23 protein-coding genes and 1 riboswitch are annotated in these 20,001 nt (G+C 67.3%); of the genes, 9 read left to right on the top strand and 14 right to left on the bottom strand.

All coding sequences use genetic code 11. The features are described from left to right. Position 1: 1 nt before the first annotated feature. The 6 genes from BLR19_RS09590 to BLR19_RS09570 all read right to left on the bottom strand — a co-directional run bounded on the left by BLR19_RS09590 (position 2) and on the right by BLR19_RS09570 (position 5,485). Positions 2-718 carry a TorF family putative porin gene (locus BLR19_RS09590; protein WP_091750091.1) on the bottom strand — a complete coding sequence of 239 codons (717 nt, stop codon included), beginning with the start codon at positions 716-718 and terminating at the stop codon, positions 2-4. Further along, the gene (locus BLR19_RS14855; protein ID WP_153923133.1) at positions 711-866 is read right to left on the bottom strand and encodes a hypothetical protein; all 156 of its coding nucleotides are present in this window, start codon (positions 864-866) and stop codon (positions 711-713) included. The genes BLR19_RS09590 and BLR19_RS14855 overlap by 8 nt, the downstream gene beginning before the upstream one ends. After that, positions 866-2,932: a potassium-transporting ATPase subunit KdpB gene (kdpB, locus tag BLR19_RS09585; protein WP_091750088.1), complete on the bottom strand. Its 2,067-nt coding sequence runs from the start codon at positions 2,930-2,932 to the stop codon at positions 866-868. Before kdpB ends, BLR19_RS14855 begins: the two co-directional genes overlap by 1 nt. An 18-nt stretch (positions 2,933-2,950) precedes the next feature. Then, positions 2,951-4,660: a potassium-transporting ATPase subunit KdpA gene (kdpA, locus tag BLR19_RS09580; protein ID WP_091750085.1), complete on the bottom strand. Its 1,710-nt coding sequence runs from the start codon at positions 4,658-4,660 to the stop codon at positions 2,951-2,953. 18 nt (positions 4,661-4,678) lie between these two features. Beyond that, complete coding sequence (locus BLR19_RS14645) at positions 4,679-4,762, bottom strand: potassium-transporting ATPase subunit F (RefSeq protein WP_082503478.1); 84 nt, start codon at positions 4,760-4,762, stop codon at positions 4,679-4,681. Between the two features lie 357 nt (positions 4,763-5,119). Further along, positions 5,120-5,485 (bottom strand): hypothetical protein, encoded by a 366-nt coding sequence (locus BLR19_RS09570; protein ID WP_091750079.1) that lies wholly within the window; start codon positions 5,483-5,485, stop codon positions 5,120-5,122. Between the two features lie 228 nt (positions 5,486-5,713). Between BLR19_RS09570 and BLR19_RS09565 the strand changes: the two genes are divergently transcribed. From BLR19_RS09565 to BLR19_RS09555, 3 genes are read left to right on the top strand one after another with little or no spacing between them, the layout of a single operon-like run. Then, positions 5,714-6,049, top strand: coding sequence for a hypothetical protein (locus BLR19_RS09565; protein WP_055806585.1), 336 nt, complete (start codon positions 5,714-5,716; stop codon positions 6,047-6,049). Further along, positions 6,049-6,729, top strand: coding sequence for a response regulator transcription factor (locus tag BLR19_RS09560; RefSeq protein ID WP_017505887.1), 681 nt, complete (start codon positions 6,049-6,051; stop codon positions 6,727-6,729). Before BLR19_RS09565 ends, BLR19_RS09560 begins: the two co-directional genes overlap by 1 nt. Then, positions 6,726-8,183 carry a sensor histidine kinase gene (locus BLR19_RS09555; RefSeq protein WP_091750076.1) on the top strand — a complete coding sequence of 486 codons (1,458 nt, stop codon included), beginning with the start codon at positions 6,726-6,728 and terminating at the stop codon, positions 8,181-8,183. The genes BLR19_RS09560 and BLR19_RS09555 overlap by 4 nt, the downstream gene beginning before the upstream one ends. On the opposite strand, the gene BLR19_RS09550 is transcribed toward BLR19_RS09555, so the two are convergent. Continuing rightward, complete coding sequence (locus BLR19_RS09550) at positions 8,180-8,878, bottom strand: Crp/Fnr family transcriptional regulator (RefSeq protein WP_091750073.1); 699 nt, start codon at positions 8,876-8,878, stop codon at positions 8,180-8,182. The genes BLR19_RS09555 and BLR19_RS09550 overlap by 4 nt on opposite strands. Before the next feature lie 125 nt (positions 8,879-9,003). After that, complete coding sequence (locus BLR19_RS09545; RefSeq protein ID WP_091750070.1) at positions 9,004-9,186, bottom strand: hypothetical protein; 183 nt, start codon at positions 9,184-9,186, stop codon at positions 9,004-9,006. Positions 9,187-9,316: 130 nt separating this feature from the next. On the opposite strand from BLR19_RS09545, the gene BLR19_RS09540 reads away from it, so the two are divergent. Next, positions 9,317-10,174, top strand: coding sequence for a DUF1206 domain-containing protein (locus BLR19_RS09540; RefSeq protein WP_091750476.1), 858 nt, complete (start codon positions 9,317-9,319; stop codon positions 10,172-10,174). A gap of 66 nt (positions 10,175-10,240) precedes the next feature. Continuing rightward, complete coding sequence (locus BLR19_RS09535) at positions 10,241-10,906, top strand: DsbA family oxidoreductase (protein WP_091750067.1); 666 nt, start codon at positions 10,241-10,243, stop codon at positions 10,904-10,906. A 163-nt stretch (positions 10,907-11,069) separates the two neighbouring features. On the opposite strand, the gene BLR19_RS14850 is transcribed toward BLR19_RS09535, so the two are convergent. The 4 genes from BLR19_RS14850 to thiC all read right to left on the bottom strand — a co-directional run bounded on the left by BLR19_RS14850 (position 11,070) and on the right by thiC (position 15,932). Continuing rightward, positions 11,070-11,945, bottom strand: coding sequence for a hypothetical protein (locus tag BLR19_RS14850; protein WP_091750064.1), 876 nt, complete (start codon positions 11,943-11,945; stop codon positions 11,070-11,072). A gap of 360 nt (positions 11,946-12,305) precedes the next feature. After that, positions 12,306-12,479, bottom strand: a complete 174-nt coding sequence (locus tag BLR19_RS14845) for a hypothetical protein (protein WP_161639517.1) — start codon at positions 12,477-12,479, stop codon at positions 12,306-12,308. Then, on the bottom strand, positions 12,476-12,985 hold the full coding sequence (locus tag BLR19_RS09525) for an AAA family ATPase (RefSeq protein WP_091750061.1): 510 nt from the start codon (positions 12,983-12,985) through the stop codon (positions 12,476-12,478). The genes BLR19_RS14845 and BLR19_RS09525 overlap by 4 nt, the downstream gene beginning before the upstream one ends. Before the next feature lie 1,117 nt (positions 12,986-14,102). Continuing rightward, positions 14,103-15,932 (bottom strand): phosphomethylpyrimidine synthase ThiC, encoded by a 1,830-nt coding sequence (thiC, locus tag BLR19_RS09510; protein ID WP_091750473.1) that lies wholly within the window; start codon positions 15,930-15,932, stop codon positions 14,103-14,105. Between the two features lie 188 nt (positions 15,933-16,120). Continuing rightward, a riboswitch (TPP riboswitch) is annotated at positions 16,121-16,230 on the bottom strand. A 133-nt stretch (positions 16,231-16,363) separates the two neighbouring features. Between thiC and BLR19_RS09505 the strand changes: the two genes are divergently transcribed. Then, entirely contained in the window at positions 16,364-16,771 is a 408-nt protein-coding gene (locus BLR19_RS09505; protein ID WP_091750051.1) for a BLUF domain-containing protein, read from the top strand. Between the two features lie 7 nt (positions 16,772-16,778). On the opposite strand, the gene BLR19_RS09500 is transcribed toward BLR19_RS09505, so the two are convergent. Together BLR19_RS09500 and BLR19_RS09495 are read right to left on the bottom strand one after the other, a co-directional pair. After that, complete coding sequence (locus tag BLR19_RS09500) at positions 16,779-17,156, bottom strand: hypothetical protein (protein WP_017506465.1); 378 nt, start codon at positions 17,154-17,156, stop codon at positions 16,779-16,781. A gap of 3 nt (positions 17,157-17,159) precedes the next feature. After that, a complete protein-coding gene (locus BLR19_RS09495; protein ID WP_091750048.1) occupies positions 17,160-17,990 on the bottom strand; it encodes a TIGR02587 family membrane protein in 831 nt (276 codons plus the stop codon). 110 nt (positions 17,991-18,100) lie between these two features. Here BLR19_RS09495 and BLR19_RS09490 point away from each other — a divergent pair, with 110 nt between their 5' ends. From BLR19_RS09490 to BLR19_RS09480, 3 genes are all read left to right on the top strand, one after another. Next, positions 18,101-18,631: a hypothetical protein gene (locus BLR19_RS09490; RefSeq protein WP_091750045.1), complete on the top strand. Its 531-nt coding sequence runs from the start codon at positions 18,101-18,103 to the stop codon at positions 18,629-18,631. A 94-nt stretch (positions 18,632-18,725) separates the two neighbouring features. Then, positions 18,726-19,724 carry a D-cysteate sulfo-lyase gene (locus tag BLR19_RS09485; RefSeq protein ID WP_091750042.1) on the top strand — a complete coding sequence of 333 codons (999 nt, stop codon included), beginning with the start codon at positions 18,726-18,728 and terminating at the stop codon, positions 19,722-19,724. A 14-nt stretch (positions 19,725-19,738) separates the two neighbouring features. Then, on the top strand, positions 19,739-19,999 hold the full coding sequence (locus tag BLR19_RS09480; protein WP_091750040.1) for a DUF3253 domain-containing protein: 261 nt from the start codon (positions 19,739-19,741) through the stop codon (positions 19,997-19,999). Positions 20,000-20,001: the final 2 nt, after the last annotated feature.

Here is a 20,001-nt window from a genome sequence, read left to right as displayed (position 1 = left end):
CTCAGAAGGTCGCCTTCAGCGTGGCTACGGCGCGCGCGCCGTAGATGTCGCCGAAGTCGTGTTGGTCGGTGTCGTGATAGCGCAGGTCCAGCGCCAGAGTGTCGGTCAGCTGATAGGCCGCGCCCAGGTTCCAGGTGGTGTAATCCAGGTCCGACGACACCCACTGACGCCCGACGGCGCCCGAGACGGTCCATTTGTCGGCCGGACTGACCGCGCCGTTGACCTCGGCATAGGTCGCCTCGTCCTCGGCCGCGCCGAAGAAGTCGGGTGAGTAATAGACGGCGGCGCCCAGGGTGGCCGGACCCACGGCGCGTGAGGCGGCGGCTTTGAACTCGACATAGTCATAATCGGCGCCGTCCGGCTGACCGGCGTAGAGATAGCCGATCACGCCGAAGTCCAGCGCATAGCCGGCGACCTCGGGCCGATAGCCGGCATACAGATCGACCTCGGCGTCCGTGTCGTCGCCGAAATCGACGTTGGAGGCCCAGCCGCCGGCGTAGAAGCCGTTCCTGGTCAGATCGACGCCGGCCGAGATCGCGGGGTTTTCCTGGGTCTGGCTGACGCCGCGGAAGACATAGTCGGAGGTGACGGCGACGTTCGCCGACACGTCCTGGGCCTTGGCTTCGCTGCACAGGCCCAAACCGGCGAGCCCGACGATACAGGCGGCGGCGAACCAGGCGTCATTGCGGCCCGAGGCCCTGGAGAAGGATTTACGCATTGGATTTCTCTATTCGAACAGGATGAATGGCCATGGGATTGGAGCGGGTGCGCGGATCGGTCTGCTGCAGCGTCGCCACGCCCCACATCACGGCGATGACCAGCACCGCCACGACGAGTTGCAGGATGCGAGAGACCTCCCGACGCATCACGCCAGACCCAGGCCGGAGATGAGCAGGTCGATCAGTTTGATGCCGACGAACGGGGCGATCAGGCCGCCCAGGCCGTAGATCAGCAGATTGCGACCCAGAAGCGCGCCGGCGCCGATGGCCCGGTATTTGACGCCCTTCAGCGCCAGCGGGATCAGGGCGACGATGACCAGGGCGTTGAAGATCACCGCCGACAGGATGGCGCTCTCAGGGCTGTGCAGACGCATGACGTTCAGCGCGCCAAGCGACGGCAGGGCCACCACGAACATCGCCGGGATGATCGCGAAATATTTGGCCACGTCGTTGGCGACCGAGAAGGTCGTCAGGGCGCCGCGCGTGATCAACAGTTGCTTGCCGACCTCGACGATCTCGATGACCTTGGTCGGGTCGCTGTCCAGATCGACCATGTTGCCGGCCTCGCGTGCGGCCTGGGCGCCGGTCTGCATGGCCACGCCGACATCGGCCTGGGCCAGGGCCGGGGCGTCGTTGGCGCCGTCGCCGCACATGGCGACCAGGCGACCCTTGGCCTGTTCGGCCTTGATCAGGCGCATTTTGTCCTCAGGCGTGGCCTCGGCGAGGTAGTCGTCCACTCCCGCTTCCGAAGCGATGGCGGCGGCGGTCACCGGATTGTCGCCGGTGATCATGACGGTGCGCAGGCCCATCCGGCGCAGGTCGGCGAAGCGCGCCTTCACGCCCGGCTTGACCACGTCTTTCAGGTGGATGACGCCGACTAGGACGCCGTTCTGGGTCACGGCCAGGGGCGTGCCGCCCGAACGGGCGATCCGGTCCACGGCCTGGCGGAACTCGGCCGGGGCCGCGCCGTCGGTCAGGTTCAGATCCTTCAGTACCGCATCGACCGCGCCCTTCCTCCAGCTGTCCTTGCCGGCGTCCAGGCCCGACTGGCGGGTGACGGCGGTGAAGGGAATGGCGACGGCGCCGGCCGGCTGATCGACCGAGACACCGGCGTTGCGGCCCAGCTCGACGATGGAGCGGCCCTCGGGCGTCTCGTCGGCGAGCGACGCCATGACGGCGGCGGCCAAGGCGGCCTCGGGGCGCACGCCCGGAACCGGGATGACTTCGGTCGCCATGCGGTTGCCGAAGGTGATGGTGCCGGTCTTGTCGAGCAACAGGGTGTCGACGTCGCCTGCTGCCTCCACCGCACGGCCCGAGGTGGCCAGCACGTTCACCTTCAGCAACCGGTCCATGCCGGCGATGCCGACGGCGGAAAGCAGGCCCCCGATCGTGGTCGGGATCAGGGTGATGAACAGGGCGCCCAGCACCATCGGATCCAGATCGACGCCGGAATAGGCGCCCAGGCCCACCAGGGTCACGACCGCGATCAGGAAGATCAGGGTCAGGCCGGCCAGCAGCACGGCCAGGGCCAGCTCGTTCGGCGTCTTCCGGCGGTCCGCGCCCTCGACCATGGCGATCATGCGATCAAGGAAGGTCGAGCCGGGCTTGGCGGTGATGCGCACCTTGATCCAGTCCGAGACGACGGTCGTGCCGCCGGTGACGGCGGAACGGTCGCCGCCGCTTTCACGGATCACCGGGGCGCTCTCGCCGGTGATGGCGGCCTCGTTGACCGAGGCGACGCCCTCGATGATTTCGCCGTCCGAGGCGATCACATCGCCGGCCTCGACCAGAATGATCGACCCGACTTCAAGCTCAGAGGCGTTGGTCGGGACCACGCTGCCGGTCTTCGGATCGACGATCAGCTTGGCCTTGGTCGTGACGCGGGTGGTGCGCAAGGAATCGGCCGCCGCCTTGCCCCGCCCTTCAGCGATGCTTTCGGCGACGTTGGCGAACAGGACCGTGGCCCACAGCCACAGCGCCAGCTGCACCGCAAAGCCCGCCGACTGACCGCCCGCGATGGCCGCAGCCGCCGAGAGCGTGGACAGAAGCGCCACGATCCAGGTGGTGAAGATGACCGGATTGTTGATCAGCTTTACGGGGTTCAGCTTGACGAAGGCGTCGCCCACGGCGCGTCCGATCATCTGTCCCGAGAGGCCGCCCGCAAGAGGCGACGCACGGCCGCCCTCGCGGGGATCCAGAGTTACTTGTGTCATGTCAGGATGTCCGAAGGATCAGGCGCCGGCGACCGCCGCGAGCACCTGGAAGTGCTCGACGATCGGTCCCAGGGCGAGGGCGGGCAGGAACTGCAGGCCGCCGAGGATGAGGATCACGCCGATCAGCAGGCCGATGAACAGGCCGTTGTCGGTCGGCAGGGTGCCGGGGCTGGGCGCCAGCTTGGGCTTGACCACCAGGCTGCCGGCGATGGCCAGGACGGCGACGGCCGGAACGAACCGCCCGAACAGCATCCCCAGACCCAGGGTCGTGTTCCACCAGGGGGCGTTGGCGGTCAGGCCCGCAAAGGCTGAACCGTTGTTCGCCGCCGCCGAGGTGTAGGCGTACAGGATCTCGGAAAGCCCATGCGGTCCCTTGTTCAGCAGGCCCGCCAGCGCCGTCGGAAAGACGGCGGAGATCGCCGAGAACCCCAGCACCGCCAGCGGCAGGATCAGCACCGCGATCATGGCGAACTGGATCTCGCGCGCCTCGATCTTCTTGCCCAGATATTCCGGCGTCCGCCCGACCATGAGGCCGGCGACGAAGACCGACAGCAGGGCCATCACCACCATGATGGCGATGCCCGAACCGATCCCGCCCGGCAAGATCTCGCCAAGCTGCATCAGGAACATTTGCAAGGCTCCGCCCAGCGGCATGTAGCTGGCGTGCATCGAGTTGACCGAGCCGTTCGAGGCGCCGGTCGTGACGACGGACCAGACGGTGGAGGCCGGCGCGCCGAAGCGGACCTCCTTGCCCTCCATGTTCACCGAGGCGTCCACCTGGGCGGCGACCAGGGACGGGGCCGGCTGGGTCTCGATGAAATACATGGCGGCCGAAGACACGGTCAGGATGATCAGGGCCGCCGCCGCCAGGGCGCGGATGTCGCGTCCCGCCATGGCCGTGCGGCCGAAGGCGAAGAAGGCCGCCCAGCCCATGACGTTGATCGCCACGGCGGTCAGCAGATTGGTGATGGCGTTCGGGTTCTCGAACGGATGGGCGCCGTTGACGTTGAAGACGCCGCCGCCGTTGATGCCCAGCTGTTTGATCGCCACCTGGCTGGCCGCCGGGAACAGCGGCAAGGTCTGGGATCCGCCCTCGATGCCGGTCGCCGTCACATGGGCCGCCAGGCTCTGAACGATGCCGAGACCTGACAGGGCCACAGCCAGGATCAAAGCAGCGGGCAGCAGGACATACAGCGTCGTGCGCGTCAGATCGGCCCAGAAGTTGCCCACCCCCTCGCCGCGATTGGCCACAAAGGCGCGCGCCAGCGCCGCCGCGATTGTCGCGCCCGTCGCCGCCGAAACGAAGTTCTGCACCGTCAGGCCGACCATCTGGGTGAAGGTCGACAGGGTCGCCTCGCCGCCATAGCTCTGCCAGTTGGTGTTGGTCACGAAGCTGACGGCGGTGTTGAAGGCCAGATGCGGCGACACGCCTGCGAACCCTTGCGGGTTCAGCGGCAGCACGCCCTGCAGACGCAAGATCGCATACAGCAGGACAAAGCCCGCCAGATTGAAGGCCAAAAGGGCGCCGGCATATCCCAGCCAGCCCTGGCTGCGTTTCGGATCGACGCCGGCGGCGCCATAGAAGACGGCCTCGACCGGCTTCAGCACCGGGTCCAGCCAGGTCCGCTCGCCGTTCCAGACGCGCGACATATAAACGCCGATGGGCCAGCCGAGCATTACGGCCAGCCCAAGGGTCAGGGCGATCTCGCCCCATCCTTGCATGTTCATGAAATCCGTCCCGGTTCCTCAGAACCGCTCGGGCCGCAGCAGCGCCGCGACCATGTAAACGGCGACGACCAGCGCCCCCGCCCCCCAGAGCATGGCGATCATCGTCACACCCGTTTCAACGCTGTGGCCAGCAAGGCGAAGACGGCGAACGCCCCCGCACCCACCGCCAGAAAAATCACATCGGCCAATCCGGCCTCCTCGCTCAAGTTCGAGCGGGAACAGACCACCGGGCGGCATAATGGCGCGATGCGAGTCCGGGCCGCCGACCTAAAGGATTCATAAAACTAAGGAAGCTGGGTCGGTCGCAGCGCTGGCGACATTTGAAGCGCCCGCAACCCGACCTTCTGAAGCAAGGGCGTGCTTGAGGATGCGCCGCGCAGCGCCCGGCCGTTTGGCTTCAGATCAAATAAGAAAAGCGCGGCCTTGCGGCCGCGCTTCCAGGTGTCTTCGTCGAGATGATCAGCCCCGACGGTTGTCGTAATCGCGGCGTTCATAGCGGATCTGGGCCGAGAGGCGGTCGAAGCGACGGTCCAGGTCCTGGCGTTCCCAGGCGGTCAGGCCGCCGCGGCGGTAGTTGGCTTCCAGGCGCAGCAGGCTGTTGAACTCTCCGCGCAGACGGGTGGCTTCGCGGCGGCTCAGCTGGCCGTTGCGGACGCCCTGATCGATGCGGCGATCCAGGTTGGCCTGGCGGGCGTTGATCGACTGCCACGAGCCATAGCTGGCGTGATGGGGCGGGGCCGGGCGGTGGTGATAGGATTGGGCGAAGGACGGGGCGGCGACCGAGGCGGCGGCTAGGGCGATGGCGGGGACGATGAGCTTGCGCATGGCGATCTCCTCAAATGTTCTGCCGGTCAGGGTGACCAGCGATGAGGCGATTTGAGCACCCGGCGACTGAGCCGGTTCTGAACAGGATCGATCAGGTTTGGTTCATCTGGATGAAAAAGACGTCACACCGCCGTCTTCTGATTTGGTCTCCGGTTTGGAGCAGCGTTCGCTTTAAACTATACGACGTATTCAGCGCCCGTTCAGATGATCGGGACTAGATCGGTCGCCATGTTTCGTAAACCCGCCCCTCTCCTGATCGCCCCTCCGGCCCTGGCCCTGGCTCTCGGTCTGGCCTTCGCGCCCGTCATGACGACGTCGGCGCAGGCCCAGTCGCGCGATCAGGACCAGCGCTCGCAGGACCGTGGTCCACGCGTCAGTCCCGACGAGGCCCGTCGTCGTGGCGGCGAGGCCGGCGGCGGTCGCCCCATCGACACCCAACCGCGCCGCGACGGCAACTATTCCGTCCTGGTCGAACGCGACGGACGCGTGCGGGAGGTCGTGGTTGACGGCCAGACCGGACAGGCGCGTCCCGACAACAACAATCAACGTCGCAGGCCGAACTGATGCGCGTGCTTCTGGTCGAGGACGACGCAGATCTGTCGCGTCAGCTTAAGGCGGCGCTGGGCGACGCGGGCTATGCCGTGGACCATGCGCCGGACGGCGAGGAAGCCCACTATCTGGGCGAGAACGAGCCTTATGACGTCATCGTCCTTGATCTGGGCCTGCCCAAGATCGACGGCGTGTCGGTGCTGGAGCGCTGGCGGCGAGAGGGCAAGACGACGCCGGTTTTGATCCTGACGGCTCGCGGCGCCTGGTCGGACAAGGTGGCGGGCTTCGACGCCGGCGCCGACGACTATCTGACCAAGCCCTTCCATACCGAGGAGTTGTTGGCGCGTCTGCGGGCGCTGCTGCGCCGCTCGGCGGGCATCGCCTCGGCGACCCTGTCGTGCGGCGGCTTGCGGCTGGATCCCCGCGCGGCGCGGGCCAGCGTCAATGGCGAGCCCCTGCGCCTGACCTCGCTGGAATACCGGCTGCTGCACTACATGATGATGCATCAGGGCCGGGTCATCAGCCGCACCGAACTGGTCGAACACCTCTACGATCAGGACTTCGACCGCGATTCCAACACCATCGAGGTCTTCATCGGCCGGGTGCGCAAGAAGGTCGGATCGGACCGGATCGAGACCGTGCGCGGCCTCGGCTATCGGCTGACGCCGCTGGCGGGCGAATCCGACCCGGCGTGACCGAGGCGACGGCTTCGAAACCCAACGCCGACGCGCTCCACGACTGGGGCCGCTGGTTCGGTCGCCCCGGTCGCTCCCTGACGCGCCGGCTGATCTGGCTGGCTTCGGCCTGGATCGTGGTCGCTCTGGTCATTTCAGCGCTGGTGCTGACCCAGGCCTTTCAGGAATCCGCCCTGCGGCGTCTGGGCGCCATGCTCAACGAGACGATCGACGAGATCGTGGTCGGCGCCAGTCGCACGCCGCAGGGCGAAGCCATTCCGCAGATCCAGGACGCCAGAACTCTGCGGCTGCTGTCGGGCAAATACTGGCAGATCATGGAGGTGCGCCCCGACGGGCGGCTGGTCAGTCTGGCGCGTTCGACCTCGCTGTGGCGCTATGATCTGGCCCTGCCCGCCGACCTGCCCGCGCGCCTGGATGCGGCTTTCGGCGACGTCATCACCTTCAATACCACCGGCCCCAAGGACGACGCCGAGACGCGCGAGCCGCTGCGCGTCGCCGCCAGCATGAAGTCCATCCCCCGGCACGAACATCCGGTCATCTTCATCGCCGCGCTGGATCGCTCGGACGTCGATGCGGACACGCGTCAGTTCGCCCGCGTGACCTGGATCGCCCTCCTGATCTTGGGGCTCGGACTCGTATCGGCGGTCTTCATCCAGGTGCGGATCGGCCTGCGCCCCCTGTTCGACCTGCGCGATGAGATCGCGGATGTACGTAAGGGCAGGTCGGCGCGGATCGGCCGCTCCTATCCGCAGGAAATCCAGCCCCTGGCCGAGCAGGTGAACCGCCTGCTGGATCACAATCAGGAAGTCGTGGATCGACAGCGCACCCACGTCGGCAACCTGGCCCATGCGCTGAAGACGCCGATCTCCGTCATGCTGGCCGAGGCGGGGACGAGCGAGGGCGATCTGCCCGAGTTGGTGCGGCGCCAGACCAAGATCATGCAGGGCCAGGTCGATCACCACCTGCGCCGCGCCCGCGCCGCCGCCCGCGCCGCCCACGGTCTGGGCGAGACGACGCCCGTCGCCGAGGTGCTGGACGAGCTGGCGGTGATGATCGAACAGGTGTTCCGTGACAAGAACGTCGAGATCGACTGGCGCGCGCCCGACAGCCTGTCCTTCCTGGGCGAGCGTCAGGATTTGCAGGAAATCCTGGGCAATCTGATCGAGAACGCCGCCAAGTTCTCCAGGCGCCGGGTGCGCGTCTCGGCGGGTGGCAGCGGCTTGGGGCAGATGATCCTGGTGGTCGAGGACGATGGTGCGGGGCTGCCGGCGGATCAGCGAGACACGGTCATGCAGCGTGGCGCGCGGCTGGACGAGAGCGCGCCGGGTTCGGGCCTGGGCCTGTCGATCGTGGACGACCTGACGCGCGCCTACGGCGGGCGGTTGATGCTGTCGGACAGCGACATGGGCGGGCTGAAGGCGGTGCTCGAACTACCGGCCGCCCAGGTCGACTAGGGCTGCCGGTCTCCGCCCCGGCGGTAGCATTCGCAGGCCGCCCGCTCCAAGGCGGCGCGATCCAGCACCGTGATCCGGCCGCGCGAATAGGCGATGGCCCCCGCCTTCTGAAGCCCCTGCGCCGCCTCGTTCACCGTGGTCCGCTGCGAGCCCAGCATGGAGGCCAGATACTCCTGCGTCAGGTTCAGGGTGTCGCCCTCGACCCGGTCGTGGCAGCGCAGCAGCCATTTGGCGAACCGCTGGCCGGCGTGGTGCAGGGCGTTGCAGGCGGCCGACTGCTCCAACTCGCCCTGAAGCCGCGCCATGTATTCGGCGACGGCGTCGCGAACGCCCGGCCGTTGAGCCGACAGGGCGCGGAACTTGGCGGCGTCCACCCGGCGCGCCGTTCCGACGACCTGGGCCACGCTGCGGGTGTGGGCATGGTGCGGCACGACCGAGGCGACGACGCCCAGCACGCCTTCGCGCCCGATCATCACGGTCTCCACGGTCCGGCCGTCCTCCAGCACTGCGACCGAGGAGCAGAAGCCGCTGTCGATGAAATGCAGGTGTTCGATGGCGTCGTCAGGCTCGCTGAACACATGGCCGGGCGCGAATTCCACCGGAGTGGCGATGGCGAGGAGAGCGTCGCGATCGTCGGGGTTCAGCCCTTGGATCAATCGGTTGCCAGGCGAGAGGCGGTTCATAAGTTCGCGCATAAGGCGATCTGAGCGCGGCGTCTGTCGAAACTCGACACAGCGTTGCTATATGTCACGCGGCTTTCTGGGGAAAAGTCGTGTCTTTACCGCGTTGTGTACGCGATCGGGCAGAGCGCAGCCGAGGCTCAGCGGGTGACGCGGCCGACCAGGCGCCCGGCTTCCAGCACTTCGACGCCCACGCAGGAGGCATGGCGCGCCAGCTGCGACCGCGCGGCTTCCAACGCCGTGGCGTCGTCGGCGCCGTCGAAGAAGTCGAGCATCGGACGGCGATCCGCCTCGTCGAAGAAGTGAAACTCGTAAATGTTCAAGCGAACGGCTCCCAACGATGCGAACCGTAGCGGCATACGCCCGCCGGCGTCTGTCGGATGTCGACACAGGGTGGAAGCGGAGCCTTTGCCTCGGCCGGCGCGTTGAGGGCGGCCTGACGTGGGAGACATCATGAAAGCCGCCAAGACCCTTCGCCTGCCGCCGCTGGTGACCCTGATCGAATGGGCGGCGCGGGTCGGCTATGGGGCGCGAGGCTTCGTTTACCTGTCGGCTGGGGCGCTGACCCTGCTGGCGGCGACGGACCGGATCGGCGATGCGGTGGGGACCAGCGGGGCGGCGGGCTGGCTGGCCGAGCAGCCGTTCGGCAAGGTCTGGCTGGTGCTGCTGGGGCTGGGCCTGTGGGCCTTCGTCGGTTGGCGGGTCTTGCAGGCGGTGTTCGACGCGGATCACGAGGGCCGCGACCTGAAGGGCTGGACAACGCGCGCGGGCCAGGCGGTCAGCGGCCTGTTCTACGGCGTGCTGGCGTCGGGGGTGTTCGAATATCTGGACGAGTTCGGCGAGGCGACGAACGCCTCTGCGGCCCAGGCCGAGAGCGTAGCCGAGAACCAGGAGAAGGCGGCCATGCTGCTGGGGATGCCGTTCGGCGAGGTGCTGCTGATCGGGGCGGGGCTGGTGGTGCTGGGCGTCGGCGTCGGCAATATCGTCAGAGCCATCCGCGACGACTTCGACGACGCCCTGGCCTGCCCCAAGGCCTTCTGCGGCACGGCGACGGCGCTGGCGCGGGCGGGCTATGCGGCGCGCGGGTTCGCCTATCTGCCGCTGGGGGTGTTTGTGGTTCTGGCGGGGCTGCATGCGCGCTCGGGCGAGGTGACGACGACGGCGGCGGCGCTGGATGCGCTGGAGGCCCAGCCGGGCGGATCGTGGATCCTGGGGCTGACGGCGGCGGGGCTGATGGCCTTCGGCGCCTTCGCCTTCGTGGAGGCGCGCTGGCGCCGGATCCGCCCACCCAGGGATTTGAGCCTGGGCTGAGACTTGTCGCGCGGCGCGGCGTCGCCATATCCTTATGCAACACACGCTGTTCCAGAAGGCCGCGCCATGAACGCTCCGCTCAAGACCCTGAAGATCGACTTCGTCTCCGACGTCGTCTGCCCCTGGTGCGTGGTGGGGCTGGGCGGGCTGGACACGGCCCTGGACGCGCTGAAGGACGAGGGGATCGCCGCCGACATCGCCTTTCAGCCGTTCGAACTGAACCCCCAGATCGCGCCCGAGGGCGAGAACATCGTCGAACACATCGGCCGCAAATACGGCGCGTCGCCTGAGCAGTCCGCCGCCAACCGCGCCATGATCCGCGAGCGGGCGGGCGAGGTGGGCTTCGACATGCGCATGACCGACGACAGCCGCATCTGGAACACCTTCGACGCCCACCGCCTGCTGCATTGGGCGCACGAGACGGCGCCGGACAGGCAGAAGGCGCTGAAACAGGCGCTGTTCACCGCCCACTTCACCGAGAACCGCAACCTGACCGACGCCGGGGTTTTGACCGTCGCCGCCGAAAAGGCCGGGCTGGACCGGGCCGAGGCGGGCGAGGTGCTGGCCTCGGGCCGCTACGCCCAGGCCGTGCGCCAAGCCGAAGATCTGTGGCGCGCACGCGGCATCACCTCGGTCCCGGCCGTGGTCGTCGAGGGCAAATATCTGATCTCGGGCGGCCAGCCGGCCTCGGTGTTCGAAGAGGCCCTGCGCAAGATCGCGTCGGAGGTCTAGGCCGTCTCCTCCCTGCGCAGCGGGGAGGCGGCGCGGCGCCGCCTGGCGCCGTGACGGAGGGGTTCCTTCTGTAAAATCGACGTCTGTGAGGCCTCAACAGCCCCTCCACCCCGCCCAGAGGGCGCGGTCCCCCTCCCCATCGCAGGCGATGGGGAGGAGACGGTCAGTCCGGCGGTCGGGGGACAAAAACACCGTCTATTTCGTCTAATTCGTCTGATCTCGGGGCCGGTTTCAGGTCGTCGAGCGCTTCGAGGCGGGCCATCAGGGCGTCGCGGCCGGCGTAGTCGCCGCGGTTGAGGGCGCAGGCCTCGCGGGCGATCAGGCCGACCTGTTCGGCGACGGCGGCGGCGCGTTCGCCCAGGTCGGGTTCCTTGGGCGGCGCCGGGGGCGGCGCCGGCGGCTTCGGCGGGGGCTGAGACGAAGGTGCGGGCGGGGCGGCGGCCATGCGGGTCAGGTCGGCGTGCAGCCGCACCCAGCGCGCGGCCTCCAGCGCGCGCCCGGCCTGAAGCGCCCGGTTCAGCCGCACCAGGGCGTGGGCCGCCATGGCGCCATAGTTGGGCAAACCGTCGGCCGTCTCGGCCTCCAGGTCGATCGGCTCGCGCAACGGATCGGGCTGATCCTCGCGCCGCCAGCCCTCATCCTTGGCGCGGGCGCGAAAGGTGCTGACCGCCATGCCATAGACGGCGCTGACCTCCTCGGCCGTGGACCCGGCCAGATAGGCCGTGCCCGCCGCCTCCCACGCCTCTTTCGACAGGCGGCGATAGCCCCGGTTCTGCACCCGGTCGGCCGCGCGCGCGGCGGGGTCCGAGGTGACCAGATCCGGCAGCCGCAACAGATGCATCGGCAGGCCGTGCGCGCGCCAGAAGGCCGCCTCGGCCTCGGGCGAGGAATCGTGATGCAGGGCGTCGCGATACGTCTGCTCCAGACCCGCCTCGCGCAGGATGCGGATCTGATCCAGCGCCTGCTGGGTCATCGCATCGTAAAACGGATCGCGCGGCCCCTCGAACCCGCCGTCGTCATAGCTGTGGTCGTCGTCCATGCCATCCCCGGCCTGTCGCCCGCGCCCGACACAGGACGCCCCGCCAGTCTAAGGCCGCCCCGAAGCGCGATCGGGTAGAAGGCGGCGATTTCGTGAAAGGCGAGGGATTTCAACGGCCGGGGCAGGGACGTCGTGCATAGGTACGGGGGCTAGCTATGCATTGCCTTTCCCGTTGGGAGAGGGCTTGAAGCCCGCAGAGCGTCAGCGATGCGCCTTGGCTGACCCGCAGGGCGGCGCGAAGCCGCCAAAGGGTGAGGGTCGTGCGTTACCGGCGAGGTCCAACCCTCACCCTTTCGCGCAAGTCTGATCGCCTGACGGCTCTCAGGCGCTCAAGCCCTCTCCCAACGGGAGAGGGAAGGCTTAAGCCCGCTTCTTCGGCGCAGGCGCGGCGTCGGCGGCGGTGACCAGATGGCCCTTCCAGCCGGGGGGCGGCAGGAACTTGCCGGACTTCTCCTCGCGCGTGCCTTCGCGTGCGATCCGGGCGGCGTCGCGTCCGGCCTTCAGAACGGTTTCTCGGTCGAAGAGCGTCTTCATTGCGGTCCCCAATCTAACAGTTCGAGGCCGTCGTCGCTACTCGCATAGACCTCCCACGCGTCCACCAGCGGTTTGTAGGTCGTCTCCAGATAGTCGAGGCTGAGCTCGAAGCGGCGACGCAATGTGTCCTCGGGAATGCCGTGACCGCCCTGGGCCACGCGGCGCGCCACGCGGGCGACGGAGAAGTCCGCCGAGGGCGGGCGCAGATAGATCAGTTCGACCCGGTATCCCGCCGCCTTGAACCGGCGAATGCGCGGGGCGTGGGAGCGGGTGGCCAGGGTCGTCTCCAGCACCACGTCGGCCCGCTCGACGAACAGGGCGTCCAGCCGCTCCAGCACCAGCCGCCCCGCCGCCAGATCGCGCGCTGCGCCTTCGCCCGCCAGACCCCGCGCGACCTCGTCCGGGTTCACGAACCGAAACGCCTCCGCCCGCTGACGCAGGAAGCGGTTGATGAAGGTGGTCTTGCCGGCGCCGTTGGGTCCGGCGAGGAGGACGAGGGTAGGCATGCGTTTAATCTGGCCCGGAAATGGCGACGTGCGCCTGCCACTTTCTAGTCCAATGGACGTGCAGAAACGGTTCTCGCTATCGCAACTTGGTCCTAAACAACATTGTTGAGAGCTTCGGACACGCGTCCGTGGTTCACTCCGAAATGTTCCGCAATGTCTTGTTGATGAGCTTGAGGATTAGCGCGCGCGTAATCTCGGATTTCTTGGGCCAGTTCGGGGGTTAGCTTCTGGCTTCGAACGGGTGCTCGCGCTTTAGCGGGAGGGTTTCGATGCATCTCGTCTGCAAGTTCCCGCAGCTCGTCCATATTATGGAGGTTTGCCAATTCACGGAGACGCTCGCGGATTTCTGGTATGCTACGCTTGTTCGACGCCATAGATGAACCCTTCCACAACCTCAGAGCAGCGAAGGCTGCCTGGAGTTGTAATCGTTAAGCTTCTCCAGTTGTCTTCTGCAAGGGGGAATCCATACGACGCGTGGTTCATCAACACGGTCATGTTCCCAAACCAACCAAGCATATCCCGTCGCGGTTGAGGCCTTATCGTCTAATCTGCCTTTGACCATTGGCACTCGTTCGACGAACTGCGCGAACTTGGTTGGAGGATTGGTCTTGAACAGCCGGTTGTATCGCCCAACACTTTCTAAAAAGACGGTGCGGACAAGCATAGCGACGCCCCTGCGCGCTACATCAAACGACCGGTGCACAAAGTCCTCTGCTAATCGGAACGGGGGGTTTGTTATCACCCAGTCCACTCCATTGGTCTCATAAGGGTAAGACAGAAAGTCTCGCACTGGCGCATATCCGTAGTCGTATGCGTCCGAGCAGCGGACTTCGCCAAAATATTCTTTTAGCACCTTAGCCATGTGCCCTGCTCCGCATGCCGGCTCCAAGCAGGTCAACGTTTGCAGTTCATTCGTTCCAATCACGTGCTCAAGGAGCGCCCGCGTTGCCCAAGGAGGGGTAGGGAAATCATCGGGACTGTCTGCAGCTTCTACGCGCTGCGACATAACCGCGTGGGATGTATTTTGCATTTGGAACTCACAGGCCTCTGGCGCGCAAACAACTGCACCGATTTGGTTGACGCGCTGTTAACCATGCGTTGTGGTGGATTTAGGTCGCTACACCTTCACCTCCACCACGCCGCCCCCAGCCCTGAATTTCGCGCTCATTTCGGCCATGCCGGCTTCGGCTTCCGACAGGGAGGCGCCGGCGTCGTTCTGGGCCGCCGCGGCGTCGCGGATGTCCTGGCTGATCTTCATCGAGCAGAACTTGGGACCGCACATGGAGCAGAAGTGGGCGGTTTTGTGGGCCTCCTTGGGCAGGGTGGCGTCGTGGTATTTGCGGGCGGTTTCTGGGTCCAGCCCCAGGTTGAACTGATCCTCCCAGCGGAACTCGAATCGGGCGCGTGACAGGGCGTCGTCGTGCAGGCGGGCGGCAGGGTGGCCCTTGGCCAGGTCTGCGGCGTGGGCGGCGATCTTGTAGGTGATGACGCCGTCCTTGACGTCCTGACGATCCGGCAGGCCCAGGTGCTCCTTGGGCGTGACGTAGCAGAGCATGGCCGTGCCGAACCAGCCGATCATGGCCGCGCCGATCGCGGATGTGATGTGGTCATAGCCCGGCGCGATGTCGGTGGTCAGGGGGCCAAGCGTATAGAAGGGCGCCTCGTGGCAGTGCTTCAGCTGCTCATCCATATTCTGTTTGATCTTGTGCATCGGCACGTGGCCGGGGCCCTCGATCATGACCTGGCAGCCCTTGGCCCAGGCGATCTTGGTCAGTTCGCCCAGGGTGCGCAGCTCGGCGAACTGGGCCTCGTCATTGGCGTCGGCGATGGAGCCGGGGCGCAGGCCGTCGCCCAGGCTGAAGCTGACATCATAGGCGCGCATGATGTCGCAGATGTCCTCGAAATGCTCGTAGAGGAAGCTCTCCTTGTGGTGGGCCAGGCACCATTTGGCCATGATGGAGCCGCCGCGTGAGACGATGCCCGTCACCCGCTTGGCCGTCATCGGCACGAAGGGCAGGCGAACGCCCGCGTGGATGGTGAAATAGTCCACGCCCTGTTCGGCCTGTTCGACCAGGGTGTCGCGGAACACCTCCCACGTCAGGTCCTCGGCGACGCCGCCCACCTTCTCCAGCGCCTGATAGATGGGGACGGTGCCGATGGGGACGGAGGAGTTGCGGATGATCCAGTCGCGGATGTTGTGAATGTTGCGGCCCGTCGACAGGTCCATGACGTTGTCGGCGCCCCAGCGGGTGGCCCAGACCAGCTTGTCGACCTCGTCGTCCACGGAGGACAGGACGGCCGAGTTGCCGATGTTGGCGTTGATCTTCACCAGGAAGTTGCGGCCGATGATCATCGGCTCGACCTCGGGGTGGTTGATGTTGTGCGGGATGATGGCGCGGCCGCGCGCGATCTCCTGCCGCACGAACTCGGGCGTCACGAAGTCGGGGATCGAAGCGCCGAAGTCCTCGCCGTCGCGAATGCAGGGCGCGTTTTGCTCGCGGCGCAGGTTCTCGCGGATGGCGACATATTCCATCTCGGGCGTGATGATGCCGGCCTTGGCATATTCGTACTGGGTGACCGGGCGGCCCTCGACGCCCTTGAAGACGCGGTGGTTGGAGGTGTCGAAGCGCGGGGCCAGGTGGCGGCCGGACGCATGGCCGTTGTCCTCGGGCTTGACCTCGCGCGGATTGGCGACCGGGGCGATGTCGCCGCGATCCAGCTGCCAGCTGGATTTGACGTGGGGCAGGCCGCGCTTGATGTCGATGGTCACGGTCGGGTCGGTGTAGGGGCCCGATGAGTCATAGATGGTCACCGGCGGCTCGTTGGCCGAGGGGTGGACGGCGACCTCGCGGAAGGGGACGCGGATGTCGGGATAGAGTTCGCCGGCGACATAGACCTTGCGGCTGCCGGCCCGTTCGCCGGTCGGGATGGTCCCGGTCTCCTTCATCACCTGTTCGCGCGCGTCTTTCAGAGCCAGATCCACATTCCCTTCGTGGCTAGCGCTCGCGACGCGGTCGCTCTCTGCTTGAGCCAGTTCGAGCTCTTCGGGCAGGGCGGGCGGGGTGACTTGGATGTTCATGGCGGCCTCAAACGGTTTGAGGTCCGCCGACGTCGGGCGCGAGGGTCCTGTAGCGTGGACCAGAAGCGTACTCATCCCTTCGCCGGCATGACCCGGATCAGGTTCGACGGGTCAGAGGAGAAACCTCTATCTCAGCCGCTCGATTGCGACCCCCCGGAGAACGCCTGCAGGCTAACCCGCGTCGCAGCGGATGTCGAGTTGTCCGAAACCGCACATAAGTCGTTGTAGGCGCGGCGGATTTATTGGGCTATGCGCAAAGCTTGGGCCGGATGCCGGCGTCGGCGGAGTGAAACGAGGATATGAGCCTGAACCTGGAACGCGTCCTCTACACCAGCCGCGCGCGGGGGAACGCCGACAGCCTGTTGATGCAGGTGGACATCCTGGCAACCTCGCAGCGAAACAATGCGCGCGACGACCTGACCGGCGCGCTGCTGATCCACGACGGACGGTTCCTGCAGGTGCTGGAGGGCGCAGCGCAGGATCTGGACCGGCTGATGACGCGGCTGGCGGGCGATCCGCGTCATGACGAGGTGGTGGTGATCGAGCGCAAGCCGATCCCGGCGCGCGGCTTTTCCGGCTGGGCCATGGCCAGCGTGCGCGTGACCCCGGCGCTGGAGGAGACGCTGCGGGCCACGGTGGACGGCGCCGGCGCGCCCCAGCAGACGGTCGAGCGGATGCAGGACGCGGTGCTGGCCCAGGCGGCCTGAGCGCCCCCTAGGGCGCCGACCAGCCCTTGACCGAGACGGCCGCCGCGCGCGGATCGGCGTCGAAGCGGAGGTAGGCCTTGGCGTGGCCGTGGCCGGGGACATAGTCCAGGCTGGCGGTCGCGGTCTGGTCGCCCAGAACCCCTTCGATATCCACGGCGGCGGCGGTGTCGTCGCCGTCGTTCTGGACCCGGACGGTCGCGACCTGGCCTGCGGCGGTGACGTCCACGGCGACGATGCGGGCGCTGAGCGCGGGCGGGGCCGTGGGCTGCAGCGCCTCCCACACCACGATGCCGATGGCGGTCAGGGTGATGACGGCGCCGAGCAAGGCCATGCCCCATTGCAGCAGAGGGCGGGTCGACGCGGCGGGCTTCTTCTTCGTGGGCATGGGTCAGACCAACAGACGGGCGGCGGCGGCGCCGATGGCGGCGGGGAAGCCCAGGACGACCATGGTCTGGACCACGCCGGCGACGGCATGGCCGTCGGTGCGGCCGAACAGGAACAGGGTGAACAGGCTGACGGCCAGGGCGATGGCGTAGCCGGGCAGGGTGAAATGCAGGAAGGCCTTGATCGGATGATCGGCCTCTTCCTGACCGGCGAAGCCCGCCTTGAAGACGATCAGGTGCAGCAGAAGGATGGAGACGGCGATCAGGGCCAGGATGTGGGCGGGCGTCGCCTTATAGGCGATCAGGATCATCTCCTCGGTCGGGGCGACGTTCAGGGCGAAGAACAGGGCGCCGGCCGCCATCAGGAACAGTTCGCCGAAATAGGAGGCCTGATCCTCATCCGTGTCGCCTCCGCCATCCCCGCTGAGCTGACGCCGGGCCAGAAGCGCGCCCATGGCGCCGGGAATGGCCTGAAGCGCGACCATGCCCAGGCCCTCGCGCGGCGGCGCGTCCCATTCGACGACGCCGAACAGGATCAGCAGCACCGAGGCGGTGATGAAGCCGACCGCCAAGGCCACGGCGGTGTCCAACGCATCGTTGACCGGCCCGCGCCGCTTCGAGAAGCCGGCGTAATAGGCCAGGCCGTAAAGCAGCGGCAGGCCGGCGACGATGAAGGTCAGCAACCGCCAGCGGTCCATGATCACGCCCTGCGCCCACATCTCCATCGTCATCAACAGCGGAATGTTGAACACCAGGGCGCCGGCGAAGGCGCGGCCCAAATCGCGGACATAGGCGCGCTCGCGTTGCAGATCCAAAAAGGGCGCGGCGGCGATCATGCGGCGGCAACGCTTGGACGCCGGCTTTGGCTCCGAACCGCTTGTCGAACGGCGTTCAGGCGGCGTTCATTCGCAGCCAAGCTTGGTATCAGTTCTAGGGAGAGGGAACGATGAAACAGATCAAGATGACCGCTGTGATCGCGGTTCTGGCGTGCGCGGGATTGACGGCCTGCGCCTCAGTGGAGGTCGGCGGCGAACCGATGGCCCTGTCGCCCGCCATGGCCGAACAGGCGCGGATCGGCAGCGTCACGACCACGACCGGCTGGCTGGATGCCGAGGACGACTTCGCCGACACCTTCAACGACGAGGTGCTGAACGAAATGGGGCTGTGCGCCGGCGGCCGGCATCGGCTGAACCTGAGCATCCACGTCGAGGCGCTGAGCCGGGCGCCGCGCCTGGCCATTCTGGCCGGCGATCGCGCCGAACACCGGATGCGGGCGACGGCGGAACTGCGCGATCCGGCCCAGGGCGGTCAGGTGGTCGGGCGTTATCCGCTAGTCGTGACGGTGGATGCGGGGGCCGGAGTGCTGGACGCCCTGATGGACCGGCAGGCGGTCACGTCCCACGCCTTCGCCCAGGCCCTGTGCGACGCCGCCTTCGTCGCGCCGACGCGTGTGGCCGAGGCCGGCGCGCCGGGCTGAGGCCGAGGGCGGGGCGAAGGGGCGGGCGGCCTGGGCCGGCGCTTTTGAATGTCACGGGCGCGGGCTATCAAGACGGCGAACAGGAAACCGTCCCATGCATCTCGCCCGTTTCGCCCGTATCCGCCTGGCCCATCTGCCGACGCCGCTGGAGCCGCTGCCCCGATTGTCGGAGGAGCTGGGACTGGATCTGTGGATCAAGCGCGACGACTGCACCGGCCTGGCCGGCGGCGGCAACAAGACCCGCAAGCTGGAGTTCCTGCTGGGCGCCGCGTTCGAACAGGACGCCGACACCCTGGTGACGCAAGGGGCGGTGCAGTCGAACCATGTGCGCCAGACCGCAGCGGCGGCGGCCGCCCACGGTCTGGCCTGCGAGATCATTCTGGAAGAGCGGACGGGGTCCAAGGCGACGGACTATGTCGGCAACGGCAATGTGCTGCTGGACCGGCTGTTCGGGGCGACCCTGCGCACCGTGCCGGGCGGGACGGACATGGTCGCCGAGCTGGAGAAGACGGCGGCCGATTTGCGGGCGCGGGGCGGCAAGCCCTATGTCATTCCCGGCGGCGGATCGAACCCGGTCGGGGCTTTGGGTTATGTCGATTGCGCGCGCGAGATCGTGGTCCAGGCGGATGAGATGGATCTGGAGGTCCACCGCATCGTGACGGCGACGGGCAGCGCCGGCACCCACGCCGGTCTGGTCGCCGGGCTGGCGGTCATGGGGGCGGACATTCCCGTGCTGGGCATCGGAGTGCGGGCGCCCAAGGACAAGCAGGAGGCGAACGTCTTCAAACTGGCCGAGGAGACGGCCGCCCTGCTGGGCCAGCCCGGTCGCGTGACGAGGGAGATGGTTGTCGCCGACTGCGACTATGTGGGCGAGGGCTATGGCCTGATCGACCAGGGGGTGATCGACGCCCTGACCCTGGCCGCGCGTCTGGACGGGATCGTGCTGGACCCAGTCTATTCCGGCAAGGCGATGAAGGGGCTGATCGCCCTGGCGCGCGCCGGCCGGTTCAAGGGCGAGACGGTGGTCTTCCTGCACACCGGCGGGGCGCAGGGGCTGTTCGGCTATCAGACCGAGATCGAAGGCGCGCTGTAGGCGCGCCGTCCGTCATGGACCCGCGCGAGGCGACGCTGGCCCTGCTGGCCGCCCGGTCCGAAAACGCCACCGTCTGCCCTAGCGAGGTCGCGCGGGCGGTCGCGGGCGAAGACGGCGCGTGGCGCGAGGCGATGCCACAGGTTCACGCCGCGGTGGATGCCCTGGTGGACGAGGGTGCGGTGCGACTGAGCTGGAAGGGGCGGCCGCTGGTGATGCGTGCGGGGCCCTATCGGATCGCGAGGGCTCGAGGCGGTGAAGACGGGGGCGGCGGGTGACG

This window comes from Brevundimonas sp. 374, from assembly GCF_900102995.1.
In the GTDB taxonomy this organism is placed as follows: Bacteria; Pseudomonadota; Alphaproteobacteria; order Caulobacterales; family Caulobacteraceae; genus Brevundimonas; species Brevundimonas vesicularis_C.
The sequence above is the reverse complement of the archived record's forward strand: the minus strand, read 5'-3'. Positions and strand labels throughout refer to the sequence as shown.